This window comes from Comamonas sp. UBA7528 (assembly GCF_002479375.1).
Classification (GTDB): Bacteria; Pseudomonadota; Gammaproteobacteria; order Burkholderiales; family Burkholderiaceae_C; genus Comamonas.
Genome location: NZ_DLMU01000013.1, coordinates 21,873 through 43,924, shown reverse-complemented (window position 1 = coordinate 43,924; position 22,052 = coordinate 21,873). Strand labels below are relative to the sequence as shown.

General features: G+C 64.7%; 20 protein-coding genes and 1 riboswitch. Of the genes, 8 read left to right on the top strand and 12 right to left on the bottom strand.

Going from position 1 to position 22,052, the window contains the following annotated elements:
• Nucleotide 1 precedes the first annotated feature (1 nt).
• Both B3349_RS15665 and B3349_RS15660 read left to right on the top strand, forming a co-directional pair.
• A complete protein-coding gene (locus B3349_RS15665; protein ID WP_291590135.1) occupies nt 2-325 on the top strand; it encodes a hypothetical protein in 324 nt (107 codons plus the stop codon).
• Nucleotides 326-367: 42 nt separating this feature from the next.
• Nucleotides 368-1,210: an MBL fold metallo-hydrolase gene (locus B3349_RS15660; RefSeq protein WP_291590134.1), complete on the top strand. Its 843-nt coding sequence runs from the start codon at nt 368-370 to the stop codon at nt 1,208-1,210.
• A 1,078-nt stretch (nt 1,211-2,288) separates the two neighbouring features.
• On the opposite strand, the gene B3349_RS15655 is transcribed toward B3349_RS15660, so the two are convergent.
• Both B3349_RS15655 and B3349_RS15650 read right to left on the bottom strand, forming a co-directional pair.
• On the bottom strand, nt 2,289-2,642 hold the full coding sequence (locus tag B3349_RS15655; RefSeq protein WP_291590132.1) for a hypothetical protein: 354 nt from the start codon (nt 2,640-2,642) through the stop codon (nt 2,289-2,291).
• 128 nt (nt 2,643-2,770) lie between these two features.
• Nucleotides 2,771-3,205: a hypothetical protein gene (locus B3349_RS15650; protein ID WP_291590130.1), complete on the bottom strand. Its 435-nt coding sequence runs from the start codon at nt 3,203-3,205 to the stop codon at nt 2,771-2,773.
• Nucleotides 3,206-3,413: 208 nt separating this feature from the next.
• Between B3349_RS15650 and B3349_RS15645 the strand changes: the two genes are divergently transcribed.
• The gene (locus B3349_RS15645; RefSeq protein WP_291590129.1) at nt 3,414-3,890 is read left to right on the top strand and encodes a hypothetical protein; all 477 of its coding nucleotides are present in this window, start codon (nt 3,414-3,416) and stop codon (nt 3,888-3,890) included.
• A gap of 205 nt (nt 3,891-4,095) precedes the next feature.
• Here B3349_RS15645 and gorA read toward each other — a convergent pair whose 3' ends face one another.
• The 8 genes from gorA to B3349_RS15605 form a co-directional block, all read right to left on the bottom strand.
• A complete protein-coding gene (gorA, locus tag B3349_RS15640; protein WP_291590128.1) occupies nt 4,096-5,451 on the bottom strand; it encodes a glutathione-disulfide reductase in 1,356 nt (451 codons plus the stop codon).
• A gap of 148 nt (nt 5,452-5,599) precedes the next feature.
• Nucleotides 5,600-5,818, bottom strand: a complete 219-nt coding sequence (locus tag B3349_RS15635) for a thioredoxin family protein (RefSeq protein WP_291590127.1) — start codon at nt 5,816-5,818, stop codon at nt 5,600-5,602.
• A gap of 110 nt (nt 5,819-5,928) precedes the next feature.
• On the bottom strand, nt 5,929-6,777 hold the full coding sequence (locus B3349_RS15630; protein ID WP_291590125.1) for a DMT family transporter: 849 nt from the start codon (nt 6,775-6,777) through the stop codon (nt 5,929-5,931).
• 37 nt (nt 6,778-6,814) lie between these two features.
• A complete protein-coding gene (locus tag B3349_RS15625) occupies nt 6,815-7,078 on the bottom strand; it encodes an MDR/zinc-dependent alcohol dehydrogenase-like family protein (RefSeq protein ID WP_291590124.1) in 264 nt (87 codons plus the stop codon).
• A gap of 140 nt (nt 7,079-7,218) precedes the next feature.
• Nucleotides 7,219-8,193, bottom strand: a complete 975-nt coding sequence (corA, locus tag B3349_RS15620; RefSeq protein WP_291590122.1) for a magnesium/cobalt transporter CorA — start codon at nt 8,191-8,193, stop codon at nt 7,219-7,221.
• Nucleotides 8,194-8,421: 228 nt separating this feature from the next.
• Nucleotides 8,422-9,399, bottom strand: a complete 978-nt coding sequence (locus tag B3349_RS15615) for a zinc-binding dehydrogenase (RefSeq protein WP_291590119.1) — start codon at nt 9,397-9,399, stop codon at nt 8,422-8,424.
• 13 nt (nt 9,400-9,412) lie between these two features.
• Nucleotides 9,413-10,090: a type 1 glutamine amidotransferase domain-containing protein gene (locus B3349_RS15610; protein ID WP_291590117.1), complete on the bottom strand. Its 678-nt coding sequence runs from the start codon at nt 10,088-10,090 to the stop codon at nt 9,413-9,415.
• Between the two features lie 17 nt (nt 10,091-10,107).
• Nucleotides 10,108-10,743: a TetR/AcrR family transcriptional regulator gene (locus B3349_RS15605; RefSeq protein WP_291590115.1), complete on the bottom strand. Its 636-nt coding sequence runs from the start codon at nt 10,741-10,743 to the stop codon at nt 10,108-10,110.
• A gap of 276 nt (nt 10,744-11,019) precedes the next feature.
• Between B3349_RS15605 and B3349_RS15600 the strand changes: the two genes are divergently transcribed.
• Nucleotides 11,020-13,461, top strand: a complete 2,442-nt coding sequence (locus tag B3349_RS15600; RefSeq protein WP_291590111.1) for a membrane-bound PQQ-dependent dehydrogenase, glucose/quinate/shikimate family — start codon at nt 11,020-11,022, stop codon at nt 13,459-13,461.
• A 207-nt stretch (nt 13,462-13,668) separates the two neighbouring features.
• Here the strand turns inward: B3349_RS15600 and B3349_RS15595 are convergent, their stop codons facing one another.
• A complete protein-coding gene (locus tag B3349_RS15595) occupies nt 13,669-14,175 on the bottom strand; it encodes an arsenate reductase ArsC (RefSeq protein WP_291590109.1) in 507 nt (168 codons plus the stop codon).
• 199 nt (nt 14,176-14,374) lie between these two features.
• Nucleotides 14,375-15,259: a LysR family transcriptional regulator gene (locus B3349_RS15590; RefSeq protein ID WP_291590108.1), complete on the bottom strand. Its 885-nt coding sequence runs from the start codon at nt 15,257-15,259 to the stop codon at nt 14,375-14,377.
• Between the two features lie 120 nt (nt 15,260-15,379).
• Here B3349_RS15590 and B3349_RS15585 point away from each other — a divergent pair, with 120 nt between their 5' ends.
• The 4 genes from B3349_RS15585 to B3349_RS15570 all read left to right on the top strand — a co-directional run bounded on the left by B3349_RS15585 (nt 15,380) and on the right by B3349_RS15570 (nt 22,049).
• Nucleotides 15,380-16,504 carry a mandelate racemase/muconate lactonizing enzyme family protein gene (locus B3349_RS15585; protein ID WP_291590107.1) on the top strand — a complete coding sequence of 375 codons (1,125 nt, stop codon included), beginning with the start codon at nt 15,380-15,382 and terminating at the stop codon, nt 16,502-16,504.
• A gap of 34 nt (nt 16,505-16,538) precedes the next feature.
• Nucleotides 16,539-17,513 carry a Bug family tripartite tricarboxylate transporter substrate binding protein gene (locus B3349_RS15580; RefSeq protein ID WP_291590105.1) on the top strand — a complete coding sequence of 325 codons (975 nt, stop codon included), beginning with the start codon at nt 16,539-16,541 and terminating at the stop codon, nt 17,511-17,513.
• 525 nt (nt 17,514-18,038) lie between these two features.
• Nucleotides 18,039-19,229, top strand: coding sequence for a zinc metallochaperone GTPase ZigA (zigA, locus tag B3349_RS15575; protein WP_291590101.1), 1,191 nt, complete (start codon nt 18,039-18,041; stop codon nt 19,227-19,229).
• A 142-nt stretch (nt 19,230-19,371) separates the two neighbouring features.
• Nucleotides 19,372-19,626: riboswitch (cobalamin riboswitch) on the top strand.
• Nucleotides 19,627-19,862: 236 nt separating this feature from the next.
• Nucleotides 19,863-22,049, top strand: coding sequence for a TonB-dependent receptor (locus tag B3349_RS15570; RefSeq protein ID WP_291590100.1), 2,187 nt, complete (start codon nt 19,863-19,865; stop codon nt 22,047-22,049).
• The last annotated feature ends 3 nt before the right edge of the window (nt 22,050-22,052 follow it).

Below are 22,052 nucleotides of genomic sequence, written 5' to 3'. Positions count from 1 at the left end.
TATGCCCAACCTGACTTTCTATATCTCGGCGCCCATGCCGTCCGAAGCCGATCTGGCGCATCTGTCTGACGACTGCATGCAGCTGTGCACCGGGGTGCTGGCAGCACAGCAGCAGAACGTCCATGTGATCTTTGTCGCGGCCCGCCCCGGGCATGGGCTGCCCATCCATGTGGAAGTGCAGTACCGCCTGGAGCCGTTTCGCACGCCCGAGGTGCTGCAGCGCTTCATGCACAAGTTGCAGGCATCCATCGTGCGCCACACGACATCTGAGGCGCGCATCCGGTGCTTTGGGTACGGCGCCGGCCAGATCCATGCACTCCACTGACCCACTGACCCACTGACCTGCTTATCCAGATTGCAGAGACCCATGCTCGAACACATCTTTCCCGGTCACCGCGTGGGTGACTTCCACATCATGGCCATCAGCGATGGCTACCTCCAGGCCCCGTTGGGTCTGTTGTCGAACATCGACCTTGCCGACGCCACGCAACTGCAAAGCCGTGCAGGGCAGCGGCCGCCTGAGGCCATTCATATCAACTGCTATCTGCTGCGCAGCGCCAGGCACACCGTGCTGATCGATGCGGGGGCCGGCGGCATCCGGCAATGGGGCGGCCTGTTGCTGCACAACCTGGCGCTGGCGGGGGTGTCGCCCGGCGATATCGACACCATCTTGCTGACCCACGCCCATCCCGATCATGTGGGCGGGCTGCTCAACGCAGCAGGTGAGCGCGTGTTCCCCAATGCCGAGTTGGTCGTGCACCGCAGTGAGTGGGACTTCTGGCGGGACGACGCCCACCTCAGCCGCGCCAGCGAACGCGCACGTGGCAATTTCCAGATCGCCCGCACCGTGTTTGAACGCTACCACCAGCAACTGCGCACCTTCGAGACGGAAGAAGTGCTCCCTGGCGTGCAGGCCGTGCCCTTGCCGGGCCACACCCAAGGCCACACAGGCTATCTATTGACCTCGGCCGCGCAGAATCTGCTGGTGTGGGGTGACATCGTGCACTTTCCCCATATCCAGATCCAGCGGCCCGAGGTCACCATCGCCTTTGACCAGGACGCCACCCTGTCTGCCAGCACCCGTTCGCACATGCTGGACATGGCCAGTGCCGACCAGCTGTTGATTGCCGGCATGCACCTGGGCGAACTGGGATTTGCCCGCATCCAGCGCGAGCGCAGCGGCTTCAGCCTGCAGTACGACCGCAACTGACCGATGACCGACAGCCTTTGCAAATCGACCAAGACCTTGAGCGGACCCGATGCGGATCATGGCCTTGCTGTGCAAGGAGCAGCGCCTGCGCTCGGCCTGTTCCGCTATTTCCCGCACCGCCGCCTGTGGGGGGGGCTTGGTCCTGCGCTTCATGAATTTACCCTGCGCTTCATGCCTTTCGAACAGCGCGACTCCGTGGACCTGGATGCGCTGGAGGCCTTGTTGCCCCGGCCATGGTTTTGCTCCTCATCCACTTCCATGCGGAATGGGTGGCCAGGATTGCCCGCAGGGTTCGCAGGAAAAATTACGATAGGCATCTTTGAATCGAAGACTCCTCTCTGCCATGACCACACTGCTCGTTCACGTTCACGATTGCCCCGAGATCGCCACATCCCAGACAGCTTTTGGCGGCAGACCCAGTGCGCCCCATGGCGTTGTGGAGTGGCCTGTTTGCCTCTCATGTGAGGGGCACATGCAGTTCCTTGGTCAGTTGGCTCAGGGTGAGTCCAACGAATTGCTCTTGCTCTTCATGTGCCAGAACGAGCCTGGTATGTGTGACGAATGGGATGCAGAGGCCGGAGGCAACAAGGTGCTGGCCGTCTCCAGCCGCAACCTTCAGCTGGTCAGCCCACCCTCGTCGGGGGACGTCGTGAGACCCGTCCGCTACGAAGCGCACATCGTGGAGCAGGGCGAAGAGGACTACGATTCCGCGAGGGCCGCATATGCAGCGGGCAATGGCGTGAGTCCCCGAAAAGTTCTGGGCCAGGTAGGCGGCGAGCCCACATGGATGCAAGGGGAAGAAGTACCTCTTTGCAGTGCATGTGCAGAGCCCATGGCTTTTGTCGCCCAGCTGGAACAAGGACCCGATGGGAAAACGGAGATGAACTTCGGCGGAGGCGGCTGTGCTTACGTTTTCAGGTGCGCATGCGGAAACGCAAGTCCCAAGTTCCTCTGGCAGTGCTGAAGTTGCCTGACCCTGCTATCGAAGGGGCATGCCCCGGCAAGCCGGGTCATGCCCTTGATCTCCAACTTTGAGCGCCCGCTTTCTTTTGCCGCGCCCGATTGCTTCTGGCAGTTTTCAGCCGTCGCCCGAACTCTTCGCTTTTTTCTGAATCGAGAACGTTACCGTAAAGTCCGGGTTCACCACGACTTCGCCAGTGGTCTGAAGCCTGTAATCACCGGGCTGTGCCGCCCGAAACGAACGCGTATCGGGAGGTAGGTTGAATTGTTCACCGGCTCGTATGCCTTCCAGTGACAGCAGAATTCCTTCACGCTCATCCGCATAGACGACGCGACCGAATAGCTGTTGCTGATCAAAAGGCTCCTCAGAACTCTCTTCAAAGTAGTTCAGTCCAACGAGAATCATTTTCCCCGGAAGTGTCGCCGCAAGGGACGCGTCCCATGGATGCTCTTCATTGAAGTCGTTGCTCATGTCGAATTCTGAGTCCTCAAGTTGAAAGTCTGCTCCAGGCCGGTTGCGGATGTCGCTGCTCGACGTTGAGCGGACAGTGGCACCCGAGCTAAGCCGAGCATCGTAGCCGCGTCGGCTTGAATGAGTTGTTAGACGCAGACTAGATTTGCCTGTTTGCTTGCCCCGTTGGCGAGGCCACCAAGCTCCACGATAAAGTTGTCCAGGAGGACCGGTTCACTGACCAGATACAGCTTGGCCTCACTAGCAACTTTGCCTAAAGAAAATTGAGTGAATTCAGACTGTTGGTGAGTGGATACATAGAGCTTCCCCGGTGACTGGAAATGCAACCTTGCATGGAATGCGCCACTAGCGTACTCGGGGCCAAACTCTCCAAAGCGAATGTCCTGTATTCCGCCGTGAATGTGGTCTCTGAAGATGCGGAGTTGCTTAACCAGTTCTCCCAACTGTCCATGGCCAATGTAGGCAGCATGGCTGAAGGATGAAGCTTGATCAGTAACGGAAATATGCAACTGGACAATATCGTCATCGGACCAAGCTTGTGAAATTGAGATACCTTTTTGCATCGGTGCGCATCACTGGATTTTTAAACGATCAACCACACGGGGTTGCCACTCGGATAAAGAACCTTGGCCATGGCAATCATAGTGAGTGACCGAATGGCGGTTTTTGGCTGTGGATGTCGCTGCCCGACCCAGAGCTGTCTTTCAGTTTATTGCGCTAGCATGCATCCGCGACTTTCGTCGGATTTCTAAAAATTGCTGTGCCCCAAGTATGAACAAAATTGACGCTGGAATGCATAGGTCACGCTGTGCAAAAGCTCCGCATCCTGTCCTTTTGATTGATGGAACACCGCTTGAGATGTGGGCTAAAGGGGTAATTTCTTCCGATGCTTTGGGGACTGATTCAACTGACACACTTGTGCCTGCTCAAGGGTGGCTGATTGATGAATCTGATTTACAGAATGCCTGGTATCTCTTGGAACCCAAAGATGAAAGCTCATCAACGATAGTGCCAGTATTGATTTGTCCAGACGATATGGACATGAGCTGCACCGTTGCTGTGGTGGAGCAACAGGTTGATACTCAAACAGTGTCATGGCTCAGAATCGGTCGCGCTACGGATGTGCGCAATGGCATCGTTGTTTCAGTTGAATGGGAGATGCCCAGCCAAAAAGCTGTATTTGACAAGGCAGATTTTCGTGCGGCAGTTGATGAATTGAAACGACTGACGGATGAAGAGTGGCACTAGCCTGCACAGTGGGTGACCGGGCAGTTACTGGCCGAACTGCGGCTGTCGTATACCACCCACCTTGCCGTAGGAGGCTGCTGCAGCCATCGCCTTCACTTTCCGGCCAAGGCGCAGCGTCCGTGGCGCATGCCGTGCAGGGCCTCCGCAGCCGTGCGCTGGCGCTGCACGGCGCCGGGTGGGCCGGGCCGGTGGGGCAGGGCGCGGTTCAGCCCCGCAGCGTCACGATCTCTTCCGCAATCGTGGGGTGCAGCGCCACGGTGGCACGGAAGTCGCTCCATGTGGCATGGGCCGTGAGGGCGACACCCGCCAGCTGGATCATCTCGGCCACGCCATCGCCCAGCAGGTGCATGCCCAGCACGCGGTCGGTGGCTCCGTCCACCAGCACCTTGATGAAGACCTGCTCCTGGGAGCCGGCAAATGCCTGCCCCATGGCCCGGAACTGGGTGGTGAGTACCCGCAATGCGGGGAAGTGCGCCCGGGCGGCTGCTTCTGTCAGGCCTACCACACCGATTTCCGGGGTGGAGAACACGGCCGTGGGCACCAACCCATAGTTCAGCGGGGGCACCTGCATGCCGCCAAAGAGCCGGTCTGCCAAGGCATGCCCTTCCCGGATGGCCACGGGCGTCAGGTTGACGCGGTTGGTGACATCGCCGATGGCATAGATGGAGTCGATGTTGGTGCGACCAAAGTCATCCACCACGATGGATCCATCGGCGGCGGTTGCCACCCCGGCCGACTGCAGCCCCAGCCCGGATGTCTGGGCCTGGCGGCCGGTACACAGGATGACGGCATCCACTTCCAGCACATCACCATTGCTGGCGCTGATCTGCAGTCCGCCAGCGACCTGGTCGATGCGGCGCACTTCCTGCCCGTAGCGCACCCGGATATGGCGCTGCTCCATGTGGGTGGCAAGCAGCGCTGCAATGTCCTGATCGAACCCGCGCAACAGGTGCGGACCCCGGACAAACTGCGTCACTTCGCTGCCCATCCCGGCAAAGATGCCAGCAAACTCGACCGCAATGTAGCCGCCGCCCACGATCAGCACCCGCCCGGGGCGCTCGGACAGGTGAAAGACTTCGTCTGACGTGATCGCCAGTTCGTTGCCGGGGAACTGCGGAACCGACGGGCGTCCCCCGGTGGCAACCAGAATGGTGCCGGCGCTGACCACCCGGCCGCTGTCGCGCAGGCGCACCGTGTGCGCGTCGACGATCTCTGCATGGTCGGCCAGGGTCTCGACCCCCGCGCTTTGCAGGTTGCGCTCGTAAATGCTTTCCAGCCGAGCGATCTCGGTGTCCTTGCGCTGCAGGAAATGCGCCCAGTCAAAGCGTGGCGGCTCGCTCTGCGTCCAGCCAAAGGCTTGGCTGGCGCGGAACTGCTCGGGGAAGCGGCTGGCATAGACCATCAGCTTCTTGGGCACGCAGCCACGGTTGACGCAGGTGCCGCCAAAATTGGCACTTTCAGCGATGGCGACACGCGCTCCATGCTGGGCCGCGATGCGCGCGGCACGCACGCCGCCGGAGCCGCCACCGATAACGAGAAGATCTTTGTCGTACTGGGTCATAGTTGCTTCCAAGAATACGCAGCGCAAGCCTGCGTGTACAGGCGGTTGAAGCCCGCAGGGCCGGGCATGGCGCCGTTCATTGCAGAGATTCAGCCAGCTGCTGCTCCAGGGCACTTGGGGGCATGGTGCCGCCAAACTCCTTCACAAGCTACCCACCCTGGAACACGCGCAGCGCGGGAATGCTGCGGATACGGAAGGCCGCAGACAACTCCAGGTGTTCATCCACATTGAGCTGGTACACCGCGAGTGTGCCCTGGCTCGCTGTCGCGATGGCATCCAGCGCCGGGGCAATGGCGCGCCAGGGGGCGCACCCGGGGCCAGAAATCCACCAGCACGGCGTGGCTGGCGGAAAGGACGTCAGCGACAAAAAAAGTCCGGGAGGTGGTGGGTTGGGCACACATGGGTGTTTTTGCAAGAGCGTGGCAAAGGGGAGGAGGGGGCGATGCCGGGGTTATCCGCAGCCATCCGCGCCGCGGCTCAACGCCTGGTTTTGATGGAGACAAGGGCCACCCCCGCCAGCGTGACGGCGCCTGCCGCCAGGCTGTAGGCGGTGACGGGTTCATCCAGGATCAAGGCTCCCAGAAGCACGCCGAACACCGGCACCGACAGCTGGACGGCCCCCGCGCCGGTGGCCGACATCCGGGTGCGCACCCAGTACCACAGTACATAGGCCAGGGCCGATGTGATGCCGCCGGAGAAGGCGGCATAGGCCATTCCCTGTGTATCGACCGAGATCGCATCGGCGGTGACCAGCAACCAGCCCAGGGCCATGGGCACGGTACAGATGAAGCTGTTGGCTGTCCACTGGAGTGCACTCTCCGTAGCGCGTCCGCGCAGCGAGTACAGCCCCCATGCGACGCCCGCCACCGCCATCAGGGCAGCAGCGCCCAGCGTGGGGGAGGCATTCCAGGGGCGCAGAAAGGCGGTCAGCCCCCCGAACGCCAGCACGGCCCCCAGCACACTGGTGCGTTCGCCGTGCCGGTAGCCGTAGACCGCCATGGGCACCTGTGCCGCGGCAAAGAGCACCAGTGCCCCCGCACCGGTGCCGATGCCCCGGTAGGCATAGGACATGGCCGCCGCGTAGACAAACAGCAGTGCGGCGGACAGCCATGCTTCCCGGGCGTTGGCCCGGGGGCGTGGGCGCGCGCGCAGCAGGGCGAACAGCACCACCGCGCCAGCCCCCAGGCGCACGGCGGTGAACAGTGCCGCGTCAATGTGCGTGGTCTGAAAGGCCAGCCGTGTCAGCAGCGAGTTGCCGGCGAAGGCCAGCATCGTGACAAGGGTCAGCACCGCCACGACCAGGCGGGAGCGAATGGAGTTCGTCATGGCCAGTTTTGCATGGTGTGGGTGGATTGGCGGTGCCTCAATGCCCCATCGTGAGCAGCACCATGCGGAATTTGACACCGCCCGACTTCCTCTGTGCGTAGGCCTCGGCAGCACATTTAAGTGGCATGGTTTCGATCATCGGATGGACGTCCTCCATGACGCTGAAGTCCAGCGTGCGTTCCGGCGCGAATGGCGTGCCGGTGATGGCCCCCTGGAGCGAACGCTCGCCCACCACCATGAAGCCGGGCGCCACGGTCATCGGGCCCGCGCCCACCACCAGGAACTTGCCTTGCGGCGCCAATCCGTGGATCAGCCTGGAGGAGGCCTCTGCGCTGTGTGATCAACTCCGTGGCGACGCGGCTGGCCGCGGCGCAACGATGCCCAGACATGCCTGCGCGATCGACCAGCGCCTGCTGTCGTTGGCAGAGGGCGAAGCCGGAACTACAGCCAACCTGCCCGGCGGAAGCGGTGATAGACATAGCTGCAGACACTGACCATCAGCAGCAATGCGGCGGGGTAACCGTACTGCCACTTCAGTTCCGGCATGTGCTCGAAGTTCATCCCCCAGATGCCCACAAAAGCGGTGCAGATCGCAAAGATACTGGCCCAGGCTGCGAGCCGCTTGGTGACTTCGTTCTCATCGATGGCGACCAAGGCGAGGTTGACCTGCATCGCCGTTGCAATGGTGTCGCGCATCCCGTCAATCAGCCCGTTGATGCGGACCAGGTGGTCCGCCACATCGCGGAAATATTCCTGTGATCCCGCGCATATCTGCGGCACACGCCCGCCGTACAGCTTGCTCACGGCCTCCAGCAGCGGCGCAACCGTATGCTTGACGTCCATGACGCGCTGCTTCAAACCATAAAGCTGCTTGATGTTGTCGCGGGCAGCACGGTGCGTGAAAATCTGCAGCTCGACGGCGTCAAGCTCGGCCTCCAAGGCCTCGATGACGGGGAAGTAACGGTCAACCACCGCATCCATCAGTGCATACAGCACAAATCCCGCGCCGTGCTTCAGCAGTTCGGGCTCTCTCTCGCAGCGGTCTCGAACCCCCAGAAAACCCTGGGTGCTGCGATTGCGCACCGACAAGACATAGTTGGAGCCCACAAAAACGTCCACTTCCCCCTGATTGAAGTGGCCCGGTCGGTCGGGATCAGGCTCCAGCAGCTGCATCACGGCGAAAAGTGATTGCCCATATTCCTCGATCTTGGGCCTTTGGTGTCCATTGCGGGCATCCTCCACCGCAAGTTCGTGCAGGTCGAACTCTTCACGCATTTCGTCGAGTTCAGCCGCCGTCGCATCGGACAAGGCCACCCAGACAAAGCAGCCAGGGCGCGCAATGTATTCGCTGATGTCCGCCACCGGAATATCGGCCAGCTTGGATCCCTTTTCGTAGGCAACGCAGTTGATCAGCATCAGCACCCTTTCCAGGCTGTCCAAAAGCCGTATGGTGCCATGCCGCTGTCGCTGCCGCGGCAGAGTTCAAAGCCTCTCGGCGCGCAGCAACTTGCCTGCCATCGAGAGCGGGGGCGCAACCACCGGCAGCACCGGGCCGAACTGCGCCTGCCGCAGGCCAACCCATGGCGGCCGCCCAGCCTCCCTCTGAAGCTGGGTGGCCCCACCTCCAAGGGCGCCATGGCGCTTTCAGGGTTTGAGCAGAATCTTGCCCTTGCGGCCCGGTTGCAGGCTGGCGGCAGCGGCCTGGGCGGCGTCGCCCAGATCGTAGATGCTCTCCGCCGCGAGCTTCAGCTCGCCACTCAGTGTGCGCTGCAAGAGCTCGCCCAGCAGGCGCCGCTTGTCCTGCGCCGCCATGGCCTGGCTGACCTTGCTGCCCCAGAAGCCCTTGACGGTCGCCTGCTTGAAAATCAAGGCGCCGGAGCTGATCTGCATGGGCTCCCCGGCCATGGTGCCAAATGACACCAGCGTCCCGCCTTCACCCAGCAGCTCCAGCAGCGATGCACTGGCCTGGCCGCCGATGGAGTCGACCGCCGCCACCGCCTGCGCGGGGCCGAGCAGGGCGCTGGCGCTGTGCTTCCAATCAGCTTGCGCGGTAGACAGCACATGGGCAATGCCCAGGTCCGTGAGTTCCTGGACACCCGCATCGCGGCGGACCAGGTTCAGCACCTGAACGCCGCGTGCGCTGGCCAGCATGGCCAGTGTCTTGCCAACGGCACCGTTGGCGGTGTTCTGCACAATCCATTGCCCGGGGCTGACGTTCAGAAACTCCAGCAGCATCAGGGCGCTCAGCGGCATGGCGATGAGCTGGGCGGCCACTTCATCCGGAATGGCCTGCGGCATGGGCACCAGCTGGTTGGCGGGGGCGAGGAAGTATTCCGCCCACGTGCCATGCACACCGGCAACCGCCACGCGCTGGCCGACGGTGACGCCTTCTACGCCTTCGCCCACGGCATCCACCACGCCAACGGCCTCGCTCCCGCCAATGGCGGGCAGCACCGGCTTGTAGCCATAGCTGCCGCGAATCGTCCACAGGTCATGGTTGTGGATGGGGGCCAGCAAAGTCTTGATGCGAACTTCGCCGGTGGAAGGGTTGGGTACCGGCTGGTCGCTCAGCTCCAGCACCTGGGAGGGTTCGCCGAAGCTCGTGTGAATAGCGCTGCGCATGGTGATTTCCTTTTCAAGCAAGCATGGACAGCAAGGCGTGGGCGACTGCCTCGCTGCTGGCGGGGTTCTGGCCGGTCACCAGGCGGCCGTCGGTGACGACATGCACCTGCCAGTCGGGGCCTTTTTCAAAGTGACCGCCCAGGCGGGTGAACTCGTCCTCAATCAGGAAGGGCACGACCGCGCTCAGGCCGACAGCGGCTTCTTCGCTGTTGGTGAAGCCGGTGACGCGCCGTCCGCTGACAATGGGTTGGCCGTTGGCGGCACGCACCTTGATCAGTGCGCCCGGTGCGTGGCAGACCAGGCCCAGCGGCTTGCCTGCGCGGTCAAATGTTTCCAGCAAGGCAATGGATGCGGCATCGTTGGCCAGGTCCCACAGGGGGCCGTGGCCGCCGGGGTAGAACACAGCATCGAAATCGCCGGCGTTGATGCGGGCCAGCGGCGTGGTGGCGGCCAGCGCGGCCTGTGCCTGTGGGTCACTGCGAAAGCGTTCGGTGGCCGCGGTCTGTGCCTCCGGCGCGTCGCTCTTGGGGTCCAGCGGAGGCTGTCCGCCTGCGGGGGAGGCCAGGGTGATCTCTGCGCCGGCATCCTTGAAGACATAGTAGGGCGCTGCAAACTCTTCCAGCCAGAAACCGGTCTTGTGGCCGGTGTCGCCAAGACGGTCGTGCGATGTCAGTACGAACAGAACTTTCATGGGGGCTCCTTGGGTGTTCAGGAATGGGAGGGGAGGGAATGGGCTGCCCGTGCCGCTTCGCAGCTCAGCAAGAGCACCGTGGCATCGCGTGCTTGCGCCAGCGAGGTCTTGTTCTGGCTCAGTTTGGCCAGCAGCGCCGCGCCCAGCCACATCTGGTAGAGCACGCGTGCCAGCGCGGGCGATGGCGGGCCGGCCGGCAAGGAGCCGTCCTCGCGTGCCGCATCGATCAGCGCAGCAATCCTGGCGAGCAGCCGCTGCACCCCAGCATCCAGCACGCGGCGCATGTCTTCGGACAGGTCGGCCACTTCGGCGGCCAGCTTGACCACCAGGCATTCCTCTGCCCAGCCGCATGCGGCATCGTCGGGGGTGGAAATCCATGCATCCCAGTAGCGCATCAGCCGTTCATGGCCGTTGCCCTCGGCGGCCAGCAGGCCGTCCAGCTTGCGGCCATAGCCGTCCACATACTGCTGCAGCAGCGCGCAGCCAAAGGCTTCCTTGGACGGGAAGTAGTGATAGAACGACCCTTTGGGGACGTTGCAGGACTTCAGGATCTCCAGCAGGCCGACTGCGGCAAACCCCTTGTGCAGCACCAGCTGGTAGCCGGTGTCCAGGATGTGCTGGCGTGTCGCTTCTGCTTTCTTGCTCAGTGTCATGGCGTGCATTGTATAAAAAATAGACCGGTCGTCTATTTCATTAAAAAGCAATGCCGGCAGGGTCTTTGGTGCGTGGTGGGCAGCGGCTACGCGTTTTTGCGTATCGAATTCACCTTGTCAATAGATGATTTTCCGGGGGCGCAATAATCCGCCCTCGGATCTTGACGCAGATCAAGGCCGATGCCTCATAGCTTGTGCGCGTGGTCGACAGCCCAGGCCCGTTTGCTGCCCCACCCACGGCGGCGCGGCGCCTCGCACACCCAATCGGATGTAAAAATGAAAAAACAACAAACGCCACCCTCCTTGGCTGCCAAGGTGTGGTTGCTCGTTCTGGGACTGTGCCTTCTGGCCGCAGGCCTGTTCTTCGCGTTCTACGGCTACCAGCTGGTGGCCTTGAAGGGCAGCTGGTACTTCCTGCTCAGCGGTGTGGCCCTGGTGGTCTCCGGCGTGCAGCTGGTACGCCGGCGCCCCAGCGGTGCCGTGATCTATGGCGCCACCCTGGTGGCCACTGCGGTCTGGGCGCTGGCGGATGCCGGTCTGGACTTCTGGCCCCTGGTCTCGCGCGTGCTGCTGCTGGCCGGCCTGGGCATCCTGGTGGCACTGACCTTCCCTGTGCTGCGCCGCGCCCATGCCCTGCCATCGCTGCGGGGCGCATCGTTCGCCGTCGCAGGCGTGTTGGCGCTGGGCTGCCTGGCCACCGTGGGCGGCATGTTCCTGCCCCACGCTTCCGTGGCGGCCAAGGCCGATGCCACCGTGCTGCAGCCCGTGGCCCCCGGTCAGGCACCTGCCGACTGGGCCCACTACGGCAGCACCCCCGGTGCCACCCGTTTTGCGGCCCTGGACCAGATCACCCGCAGCAACGTCAAGGACCTGCAGCTGGCCTGGACCTACCAGACCGGCGATGTGCCCGTCAGCCCTGGCGGCGGCGGTGCCGAAGACCAGCTCACGCCCCTGCAGATCGGCAACCAGGTCTTTGTCTGCACGCCCCACAACAACGTGATCGCCCTGGACGCCACCACCGGCAAGGAACTGTGGAAGACCGAGATCAACGCCAAGCAGAAGAAGTGGATGCGTTGCCGCGGTCTGGCGTACTTTGATGCCACCCAGCCCCAGGTGCAGCCCAGCGTGGCCGGCGCTACCCCCGTCAAGGCCGTGTCCGTGCCGGCCGGTGCCGCCTGCCAGCGCCGCGTGCTGATGAACAGCGTGGCCCCCGAGCTGATCGCCCTGGACGCCGACACCGGCGCCTTCTGCGAAGACTTCGGCACCCACGGCCGCGTGGACCTGCGCGCCGGCATGGGCAAGGGCGCCGACAAGGGCCAGTACTACCCCACGTCTGCCCCCACGCTGGCCGGCACGACCATCGTGATCGGCGGCCGTGTGGCCGACAACGTCAGCACCGACATGCCTGGCGGTGTGGTGCGCGGTTTCGACGTGGTCACCGGCGCGCTGCGCTGGGCCTTTGACCCCGGCAACCCCGGGCAGCAAAGCGCTCCGGCCGAAGGCAAGACCTACGCCCGTTCCACGCCCAACGTCTGGGCCCCCATGTCCTATGACCCCCAGTCCAACACCGTGTTCATGCCCGTGGGCAGCGCGGCCGTGGACCTGTGGGGCGTGAAGCACACGGCCCTGGACCGCAAGTACGGCGCCTCCATGCTGGCCGTGGACGCCAGCACCGGCAAGGAAAAGTGGGTCTACCAGACCGTGCACGACGACCTGTGGGACTTTGACGTGCCCATGCAGCCGTCCTTTGTGGACTTCCCCGGCGAAGGCGGCAAGACCACCCCCGCCATGGTGTTCGGCACCAAGGCCGGCCAGCTCTTCGTGCTGGACCGCGCCACCGGCAAGCCCCTGACCAAGGTCGAGGAACGCGCCGTGCCCGCCGGCAACATCGAAGGCGAAACCTATTCGCCCACCCAGCCCTTCTCCGTTGGCATGCCCAGCATCGGCGCTGCCGACATGAAGGAATCGGACATGTGGGGTGCCACGCCGTTCGACCAGCTGCTGTGCCGCGTGAAGTTCAAGTCCAAGCGCTACACCGGCCTGTTCACGCCCCCGGGCACCGATGCGTCGCTGAACCTGCCCGGCTCGCTGGGTGGCATGAACTGGGGCGGCGTGTCGGTCGACCCCACGAACAACTACCTGTTCATCAACGACATGCGCGTGGGCCTGGAAGTGCAGCTGATCAAGGCCGACCCGGCCGACACCGGCGCCAAGGCCGACGGCAACGAAGCCGCTGCCATCACCAAGCCCGTGCCCCTGGACGGCACGCCCTATGCGATCAACGCCAAGGTGCGCTTCATGTCGCCGCTGGAGATTCCCTGCCAGAAGCCGCCTTTCGGCACGCTGACCGCGGTGGACCTCAAGACCCAGCAGATCGCCTGGCAAGTGCCGGTCGGCACCGTCAAGGACACCGGCCCCTTCGGCATCAAGATGGGCCTGCCCATCCCCATCGGCATGCCCACCATCGGTGGCACCATGGCCACCCAAGGCGGTCTGGTGTTCATCGCCGCCACCCAGGACTACTACCTGCGCGCCTATGAAACCGGCACCGGCAAGGAAGTGTGGAAGGCCCGCCTGCCCGTGGGCAGCCAGGGCACGCCCATCAGCTACCAATCGCCCGTGACCGGTCAGCAGTTTGTGCTGGTCTCGGCCGGCGGCGCCCGCAACTCGCCGGACCGTGGCGACTACGTGATCGCCTACGCGCTGCCCCCCAAGTAAGGTGCGATTCCCCTGTGGAGCGCCGCAGCCCGTGCTGGCGCTCCCTTCCCACCCCGGCTTGCCGGGGTTTTTTTATGGGCGATCCGGGGGGGTGTTCCGGCGGGGGTGTTGTGCCCCGGTATCCGTGTCGGGTGTCTGCGTCGGGTGGCTGCATTGGGGGGGGGCGGCACCAGGCATGGAGCGCCCGGCGGGCGCAGACGGGCTGTCTCAGTGCAGGCACAGGTCCCGGGCCGTGCCCTGCAGGCGGGCCTTTTCCAGCTTGTCGGTGGGCAGGTTGACCAGCAGCTCCAGGCGCCGGTGCAGCATGTGCAGGGTCTGGCGGAAGGCTTCCAGCTTGCCTTCGTCCGGGGCATCGCCGGCGGCCGGGTCCGGGTAGCCCCAATGGGCCGTGGCGGGGTGGCCCGGCCATACCGGGCAGACTTCCTCGGCCGCGTCATCGCACACCGTGATGATCAGGTCCATGTGCGGCGCGCCGGGCGCCGCAAACTCGTCCCAGCTCTTGCTGCGCAGCCCGTCGACCGGCACGCCGGCCCGTTGCAGCACCTGCAGGCCCAGCGGGTGCGGCAGCTCGCCAGGGCGCGGGCTGCTGCCGGCCGAATAGGCGTGGAAGCGGCCCTGGCCGATGTCATTGAGCAAGGCCTCGGCCAGGATGCTGCGCCCCGCGTTGTGGGTGCACAGGAACAGAACATTCAGGGGGGCGGTGGTGTCGGTCATGGATCTTCGGGATGGGGCAGGAATGAACAGGCGTGCGTAGGTACAGCGTAGGCACAGTGCATGCCGGCGCCCGCCGCACCATCTGACACGGCAATGTTTGCCGCTTGATGACAGAGGGCTGCACCATGTCACCGGGTGGCGCCCAAGGCCCAAGGCCCACGGCACGAGGCTCAAGGTGCAACTGCCCCGGCGCTGACGCTCAGTCCGGCCTGCCGGACGGCAGCGGGCCGACCAGGTCAAACAGGGCGGCAGCCAGGGGCGAGCGGATGGAAGAGCGCTGCCACACCATGCCCACTTCGCGCGAGGGGCAGGGGGCCGGCAGCGGCCAGCGGCGCGTGCGGGGATCGGCAGGGCCTATGACCGGCCAGTCCGGCAGGATGGACACGCCAAACCCTTCGGCCACCAGCTGGGCGATGTGCTCTATGCCATCCAGCTCAAACCGCACCTTGGGCTTGATGTGGTGGCTGCGCAGGTACTCGTCGGCCATTCTGCCGGCCACCACCTTGCGGTCGTACTGGATGAAGGGCTCGCGCGCCGCGGTGAGCAGCGGGTCCTGCACCTTCATGTCCTGCGGGGTCAGCAGCACCAGCGCCTCGCTGCGCAGCAGCCGCCACTCGCAGGTCTTGGGCATGGCAAACGTGGGGTGCACCAGGATGGCTGCATCCAGATTGCCGGCGAGCACCTGGTCCAGCAGCAGCGACGAGGTGCCGGGCTCGATATAGACCTGGATGGCAGGGTGCGCACGCATCCAGCGGCGCAGCAGCGGGGGCACCAGCCCCATCAGGGCGGTGGGTGTGGCGCCCAGGCGCAGCGGGCCCGCCGGCAGTTCGGTGGCGGAGGCCACGGACCGCAGGTTGTCCACGGATTTCAGCACCTCCCGGGCCTGCTCCACGATGCGCGCTCCCACCACGGTGGGGCGCACGGTGCGGCCCACCCGCGTCAGCAGTGCGCAGCCCACGTCCGCCTCCAGCGCACGCATCTGCTGCGCCACCGTGGTCGGGGGCAGGTCCAGCCGGCGCGCGGCATCGGCCATCGAACCGCAGTCCACCACCGCAATGAAGCTTTGAAGAAAACGCGAATCCATACAACGTATTTTGCGTGATCTGAACCATCAAACACCATCTTTTTTGTGGAACCCATGCGGCGCACAGTGCAGCCATTCCTTTCGCCCATTGCTTTTTAGAACGTCACCTCAGGAGGCCGCATGCCCATCATCCAATCCATCGAAGTCTGCGTCGCACGCGTGCCGCTGGACAAAGTCACCTACCTGTCCAACCGCACCGTGGTGGACCGCCACTACGGTCTGGTCAAGATCCGCAGCACCGACGGTGTCGAAGGCATCGGCTTCTGCTACGTCGGCAATGCGGCCGGCGAGCTGTTTCGCGTGGCGGTCGAACAGCTGCTGGCCCCCGTGCTGCTGGGCCGCGACTCGCTGGCCGTCGAAGGCCTGTGGAAAGAGATGTACCAGGAAGCCCTGCTGCAAGGCCGCATGGGCACGGTCATGCGCGCGCTCAGCGCCCTGGACATTGCCCTGTGGGACCTCAATGCGCGCACGGCCCAGCTGCCGCTGCACAAATACCTGGGCGCGGTGGAGCTGGACACCGTGGCCGCCTACGCCAGCGGCGGCTACTACGTGGAAGGCAAGACGGCCGAGCACCTGGGCGAGGAAATGGCCAGCTATGTCGAGCTGGGCTTTCAGGCCGTCAAGATGAAGACCGGTCGCTGGTCGCCCCAGGGCGAAGAGTCGCGCGTGAAGGCCGCCCGCGAAGCCATTGGCCCCGATGTCGAACTCATGCTGGACTGCAACAACGGCTGGGTCGACACCGTGCAGGCCATGCAGTACCTGCGCCGCATGGAGCAGTACGACCCCTATTTCATCGAAGAGCCGTTCAGCCCCGACGACGTCGAAAGCCATGCCCGCCTGGCCAAGCTCACCCGCATCCCCGTGGCCACGGCGGAAATCGGCTATGGCCGCTGGTACCACAAGCACCTGCTCGACATGGGGGCCGCCTCCATTTTGCAGACCGACGCTGCCGTCTGCGGCGGCATCACCGAATGGAAGCGCATTGCTGCCATGGCCGCCGGCTACGGCATCCAGATGTGCCCGCACTGGTTCCACGATGTGCACGCACCGCTGGTGGCCGCCACGCCGAACGCGCGCTATGTCGAATTCTTCTGGGATGACCAGGTCCTGAACTTCCGCCGCCTGCTGGACCGCCAGCTGTCGCAGGAAAAAGGCCGCGTCGTCCTGCACCAGACACCCGGCCTCGGCTTCAACTTCGACGAGGCGCAGGTGGCCAAGTTCGGTCGCTGGAGCAAGGTGGCGTAAGACCCCTCGGCCCATAAAAACAAGGAGACACACCATGCAACGCAGACAGTTCCTGTCCTCTATCGCCGCAGCGGGCGCACTCTGTGCGCAGCCCGGCTTCGCACAAGGCAAGCCCCCGGCGGGGCCGGTCCGCATCCTGGTCGGCTTCTCGGCCGGGGGCGGCACCGACATCCTGGCGCGCATCATTGCCAACAAGCTGAACACGCTGTGGGGCATCCCCGTCATCGTGGAAAACAAGCCCGGCGCGGCCGGCCTGATTGCGGCGGCCGAAGTCGCCAAGGCCCCGGCCGACGGGCATACCCTGATGATGGGGCACATCAACGCCCTGGGCATTGCCCCGGCGCTGAACCCCAAGCTCGGCTTTTCCCCGGAGCGGGACTTTTCCGCGATTGCGCTGGTGGGACAGACCCCGCAGGTGCTGGTGGCCAGCCCCAAGTCGTCCACCTCCATGCCGGGGCTGCTGGCGGCCTTGAAGAAGAAGTCCGGCGAAGTCAGCTTTGGCTCGTCGGGCACGGGATCGGCCCAGCACCTGGCGCTGGCGCTGTTCGAGCAGACGGCCGGGGTGTCGGCCCTCCACATCCCCTACAAGGGCGCATCGAACGTGATGACCGATCTGCTCGGCGGGCAGATCGACTATGCGTTCGAAGGCATGACCACCGCAGCCCCCTTCATCAAGGGCGGCAAGGTGCGTGCGCTGGCGCAGACCGGCAGCAAGCGTGTGAAGGCCTTTCCGGATGTGCCCACCGTGGCGGAACAGGGCTACCCCGGCTTCAACGCCAGCATCTGGTTCGGGCTGGTTGGCCCGGCCAAAATGCCGGCCGAAGTGGTGGCCCGCATCAATGCCGACGTCAACCGCATCCTGGCCATGCCGGATGTGGTGAGCAAGCTGGAAGAGTTCGGGGCCGAGGACGGCGGCGGCACGCCGCAGCGCTTTGATGCCTTCATGCGCGATGAGCGGGCCAAGTGGGCCACCCTCATCCAGTCCCGCGGGATCCGGGTGGACGGCTGAGCCAGGGCAGGGCCGCTATCGCCCAGGTCGTGACCGGCTCGCGGCCTGATTGGCGGCCCCCTTGGCCGACCCCATCCACGGCCCATAAGAGCCGCTGACACGACCTGGCACACCGCAGGTTTGCGTTGGAGACGGGGCGCGAAGCCGCCGGCAGTACCAAAGTACGACAAGGCGAAGCAAGGACGTATCAAAGCTTGTGTGAGCGGCTCCAAGGTGCCTATCGCGCTGTGTGTGCGGTGCCCCCGTACGGGATGCAGATAGCGGTCGCTTGCACTGCCGACACCAGTGAAACCGGTGATACCAAGAGCCCCCGCTGTTTCCGGACAGCAGGGGCTTTGCTTTGTGCCAGATGGTGCACTGCGCGCCGAGCGCCTTTGGGAGCATGCGAGGGGATGCAGGGCCGGATGACCCTGTCCCGCAAGGAGCCGGGGAACAGGAGGGGAGTGGGGGTGTGTTCGCTGCTGTGTGCTGCTTTCATATTTGATAATGAGTTATCATTATCAAATCTTGTTCTTGGTACCGGCGATGGCAAAGCTTCTCCCCGTCACCGTCCTGTCTGGCTTTCTGGGCGCAGGCAAGACGACGCTTCTCAACCACATCCTCCACAACCGCCAGGGCCTGCGCGTCGCGGTCATCGTCAACGACATGTCCGAGGTCAACATCGACGCGGCGCTGGTGCGCGAAGGCGGGAGCGATCTGTCCCGGACCGAGGAAAAACTGGTCGAAATGAGCAACGGCTGCATCTGCTGCACCCTGCGCGAAGACCTGCTGGTGGAGGTGCGTCGCCTGGCACGGGAAAAGCGCTTCGACTACCTGGTGATCGAGTCCACGGGCATCTCGGAGCCGCTGCCGGTGGCCGAAACCTTCACCTTCACCGACGAGTCGGGCGCCTGCCTGTCGGACATTGCGGTGCTGGACACCATGGTCACCGTGGTGGACGGCTTCAACTTCCTCAAGGACTACGAATCCCGGGACAGCCTGCGGGGGCGCGGGGAGTCGCTGGGTGAGGGCGATGAGCGCAAGGTGGTGGACCTGCTGGTCGAGCAGGTCGAGTTCTGCGATGTGCTGGTGCTCAACAAGACCGACCTCATCACCCGCGCAGAGCGCCAGCGGCTCATGGCCATCCTGAAGACGCTGAACCCGCGGGCGCGCATTGTGGAGTCCTCCTTCGGCAAAGTGCCGCTGGCGTCCGTGCTGTCCACCAAGCTGTTCAACTTCGACGAGGCGGCCAGGGCCCCGGGCTGGCTGAAAGAGCTGCGTGGCGAACACACCCCGGAAACCCAGGAATACGGCATCGGCAGCTTTGTCTACCGCTCGCGCCGGCCGTTCCACCCGGGGCGCTTTCATGCCCTGGTCGGCTCCGAATGGCCCGGAGTCATCCGCTCCAAAGGCTTTTTCTGGCTGGCCAGCCGCCCCATCTACGCGGGCAACTGGTCGCAGGCCGGGGCCGTGTGCCGCCATGGTCGGGCAGGGCGCTGGTGGGCGTCGGTACCCCGGGAGCAATGGCCGCGCGAGCCCGAGGCGCTGGCCACCATCACCCAGCACTGGGATGACAGCGTGGGCGACGCCCGCCAGGAACTGGTGCTGATCGGCATCGGCATGGACGAGCCGGCGCTGCGCCAGCGGCTGGATGCCTGTCTGTTGACCGACCACGAAATGGGCCTGGCCCCCCGGGCCTGGACCGGCTTCCACGACCCGTTTCCGGCGTGGGACTGAATGCCTGGGCACAGCGGCGCGCAGGTGGGCACCCCGAAGGGATGGCACCGGGTGTGTGGCCAGCCCGGCGCACCGATGCGGCGCATTCCGGTCGTTGCAGCCATGTGTCGTGAGCGATAATTCCTCGCTGCATTGAGATACATTTCAATGCTTGTTTCGAGGTGCTGCGTTGGCCGCAAGGCCACAGCAGTTAAACGGGAAGCAGGTGCGCTCCACAGAGCGCAATGCCTGCGCTGCCCCCGCAACGGTAAGCGAATCACCCTCTGCACACAGGTCAGACCTGAAGCCACTGCGCACTGCGTGGGAAGGCGTGGAGTGGGCCGAAAGTCCCAGGACGGATGTCCCTGGACTTCGGCATTTCGCGAGCCCGGATACCGGCCTTGTCACTTTTTTTGGACGCCGCGGGTGAGCGCGCAGTCCAGGTGGGATGGGTTCGCACGCCGAGCTGTCCTGTCTGCGCATGCCTGCCTGCGGATGTTTTCTTGAATCGGCCTTGCGGGAGAGCAAGGCCATCTGGAGCCGCGCATGCGCACCCCTTCCCGTATTTCCTATGGCCCTTCCTGCGGGCCTGTCGCTTTGCCCTGTGCACCATCGCGTGCACCATCTGGCGCATTCCCCCTTGCCCTGAAGCCCGTGACCGTGGGCGTCGCCCTGTGCTGCGCGCTGTGGGGCGCGCATGCGCAGGGAGTAGAAAACACCGCGGCCTCTGCGGCGACCGCAACCACAACCGCACCGGCTGCGGCGCTGGGCGATGTCTTCGTCACCGCCACGGCCCGGCCCGAGGACCGGGCCCGCATTGCGGCCACCACCCAGGTGATTGACCGCCAGGACATCGAACGCTCCTCGTCCCGCTCCGTCACCGACCTGCTGGCCGAGCATGCGGTGGGCTTTCTCAGCGAATGGACGGCGGCCCAGACCTCGCTGAACCTGCGCGGTGCCGCCACCGACGGCCAGGGGCGCGACTTCAAGGGCCAGGTGCTGGTGCTGCTCAACGGCCGCCGCGCCGGCACAGCCAATCTGTCCAAGCTCAGCCTGACCGATGTGGAACGCATCGAAATCGTGCGCGGCCCTGCCTCGGTGGTGTACGGCAGCCAGAACATGGGCGGGGTGATCAACATCATCCTGCGCACCGGCGCCAGCGGCCCGCTGAACCGGGTCACGGTGACTGGCAGCTCCTGGGGCGGCTGGAGCACCCAGGCCCAGACGGCAGGCGCCAGCGGCATGCTGGACTGGTATGTGGGCCTGAACACCAGCGCCCGGGATGACTACAAGTCCGGCGACGGCGGCACCGTCATGCAGAACACCGGCTGGAAGCGCCGTGGCGCGGTGGCCGCCCTGGGGCTGCAGATAGACAGCCTGAACCGGGTGGAGCTGCAGGCCCGCACCGACGGCATCTACAACGCAGGCTTCCGGGGATCCGGCGCCAACATCTACAGCAAGGATAACCGCGACAACCGCTCGCTGGACCTGACCTACACCGGCGCACTGGCCGACCAGTCCGTCAGCTGGCTGGCGCAGGTCTACCACTTTGTGGACGAGGACGAATTCAACTGGGCCTCCCCCGTAATCAAGAGCGGCACCAGCCCGGTGCCGGGCACGGCGCGCGACTACAACGACCGCAAGCTGGACGCCACCGGCATCCGCCTGCAGCCGCGCTTTCGCCTGTCCGCCGCCAACGACCTGCTGGTGGGCGTGGACTGGGAACGCAGCCATCTGCGTTCGGACCGCTTCCGTGTGGCCATGCCCGGCGGCCCGGCAGGCCAGGTGGCACCGTACGACAACAACCAGACGGAAGAGACCAAGGCGCTGTACCTGGAAGACGCGCACACGCTGCTGGACAACCGGCTGACCTTGCGCGCCGGCCTGCGCAAGACCTGGGGGGAGACCCGCTTCGACCCCACGCCCAATCTGGCGTTTGCCCAGTCCAATGTGCGCAAGTACGACACGCACACCTGGTCCCTGGGTTCGACCTGGAAAGCCACCGACGACTGGAACCTGCGCGCAGGCATCTCCACCGGCTTCCGGGCCCCGACCGCCACCGAACTGGCCGCCGACTTCACCGCCGTGGGCGGCGGGCGCACCTTCGGTAACCCCAATCTGAAGCCCGAGACCAGCCGCCAGATCGAAGTGGGCACCACCTTCACGCAGCCAGGCTGGAAGGTGGATGCCGCGCTGTTCCAGAACATCATCTCCAACCGCATCACCACCGTGTCCCGGGGCCCCAGCACCAACACCTCGGACTATGCCAACAACGCCGCAGAAGTCGTGGCGCGTGGCCTGGAGCTGACCACCAACGTCGACCTCAAGCAGGTGCTGAACCTGGGCCTGCCGGGCCAGTCGCTCAGCGCCTTTGCGGGCGGCTACTACCACTTCGACATGCGCGACAAGGGCGCGGCGGCCACCGCCAACACCGATCGCGTGCAGCGCATGTACCGCTTCCAGGCCTCTGCCGGCATGCGCTACGCCCAGGGCATGGACCGCAATGCCGGCGACTGGAGCATGCAGCTGACCGCGCTGCTGCGCGGACCGATGTGGTACGACACCGAAGAGAACCTGCTGGTGCCGCAGGGCGAACCCAGCAGCACCTATATCCACCGCAAGGGGGCCTTCACGGTGTGGAACCTGCGTGGCGACTACCGGGTGAACCGCAGCGTGAAGCTGTTTGCGGCGGTGAACAATGTCTTCAACCTGAACCGCAGCCCCATCTTCATCGCGCAGGACCGCTCGCCCTGCCTGGCAGATGCGCGCTTCCAGAACGGTGGTTGTGGCACATCCATGCCCGGGCGTGAGCTGATGGTCGGCCTGCAGGCCGACTTCTGAGGC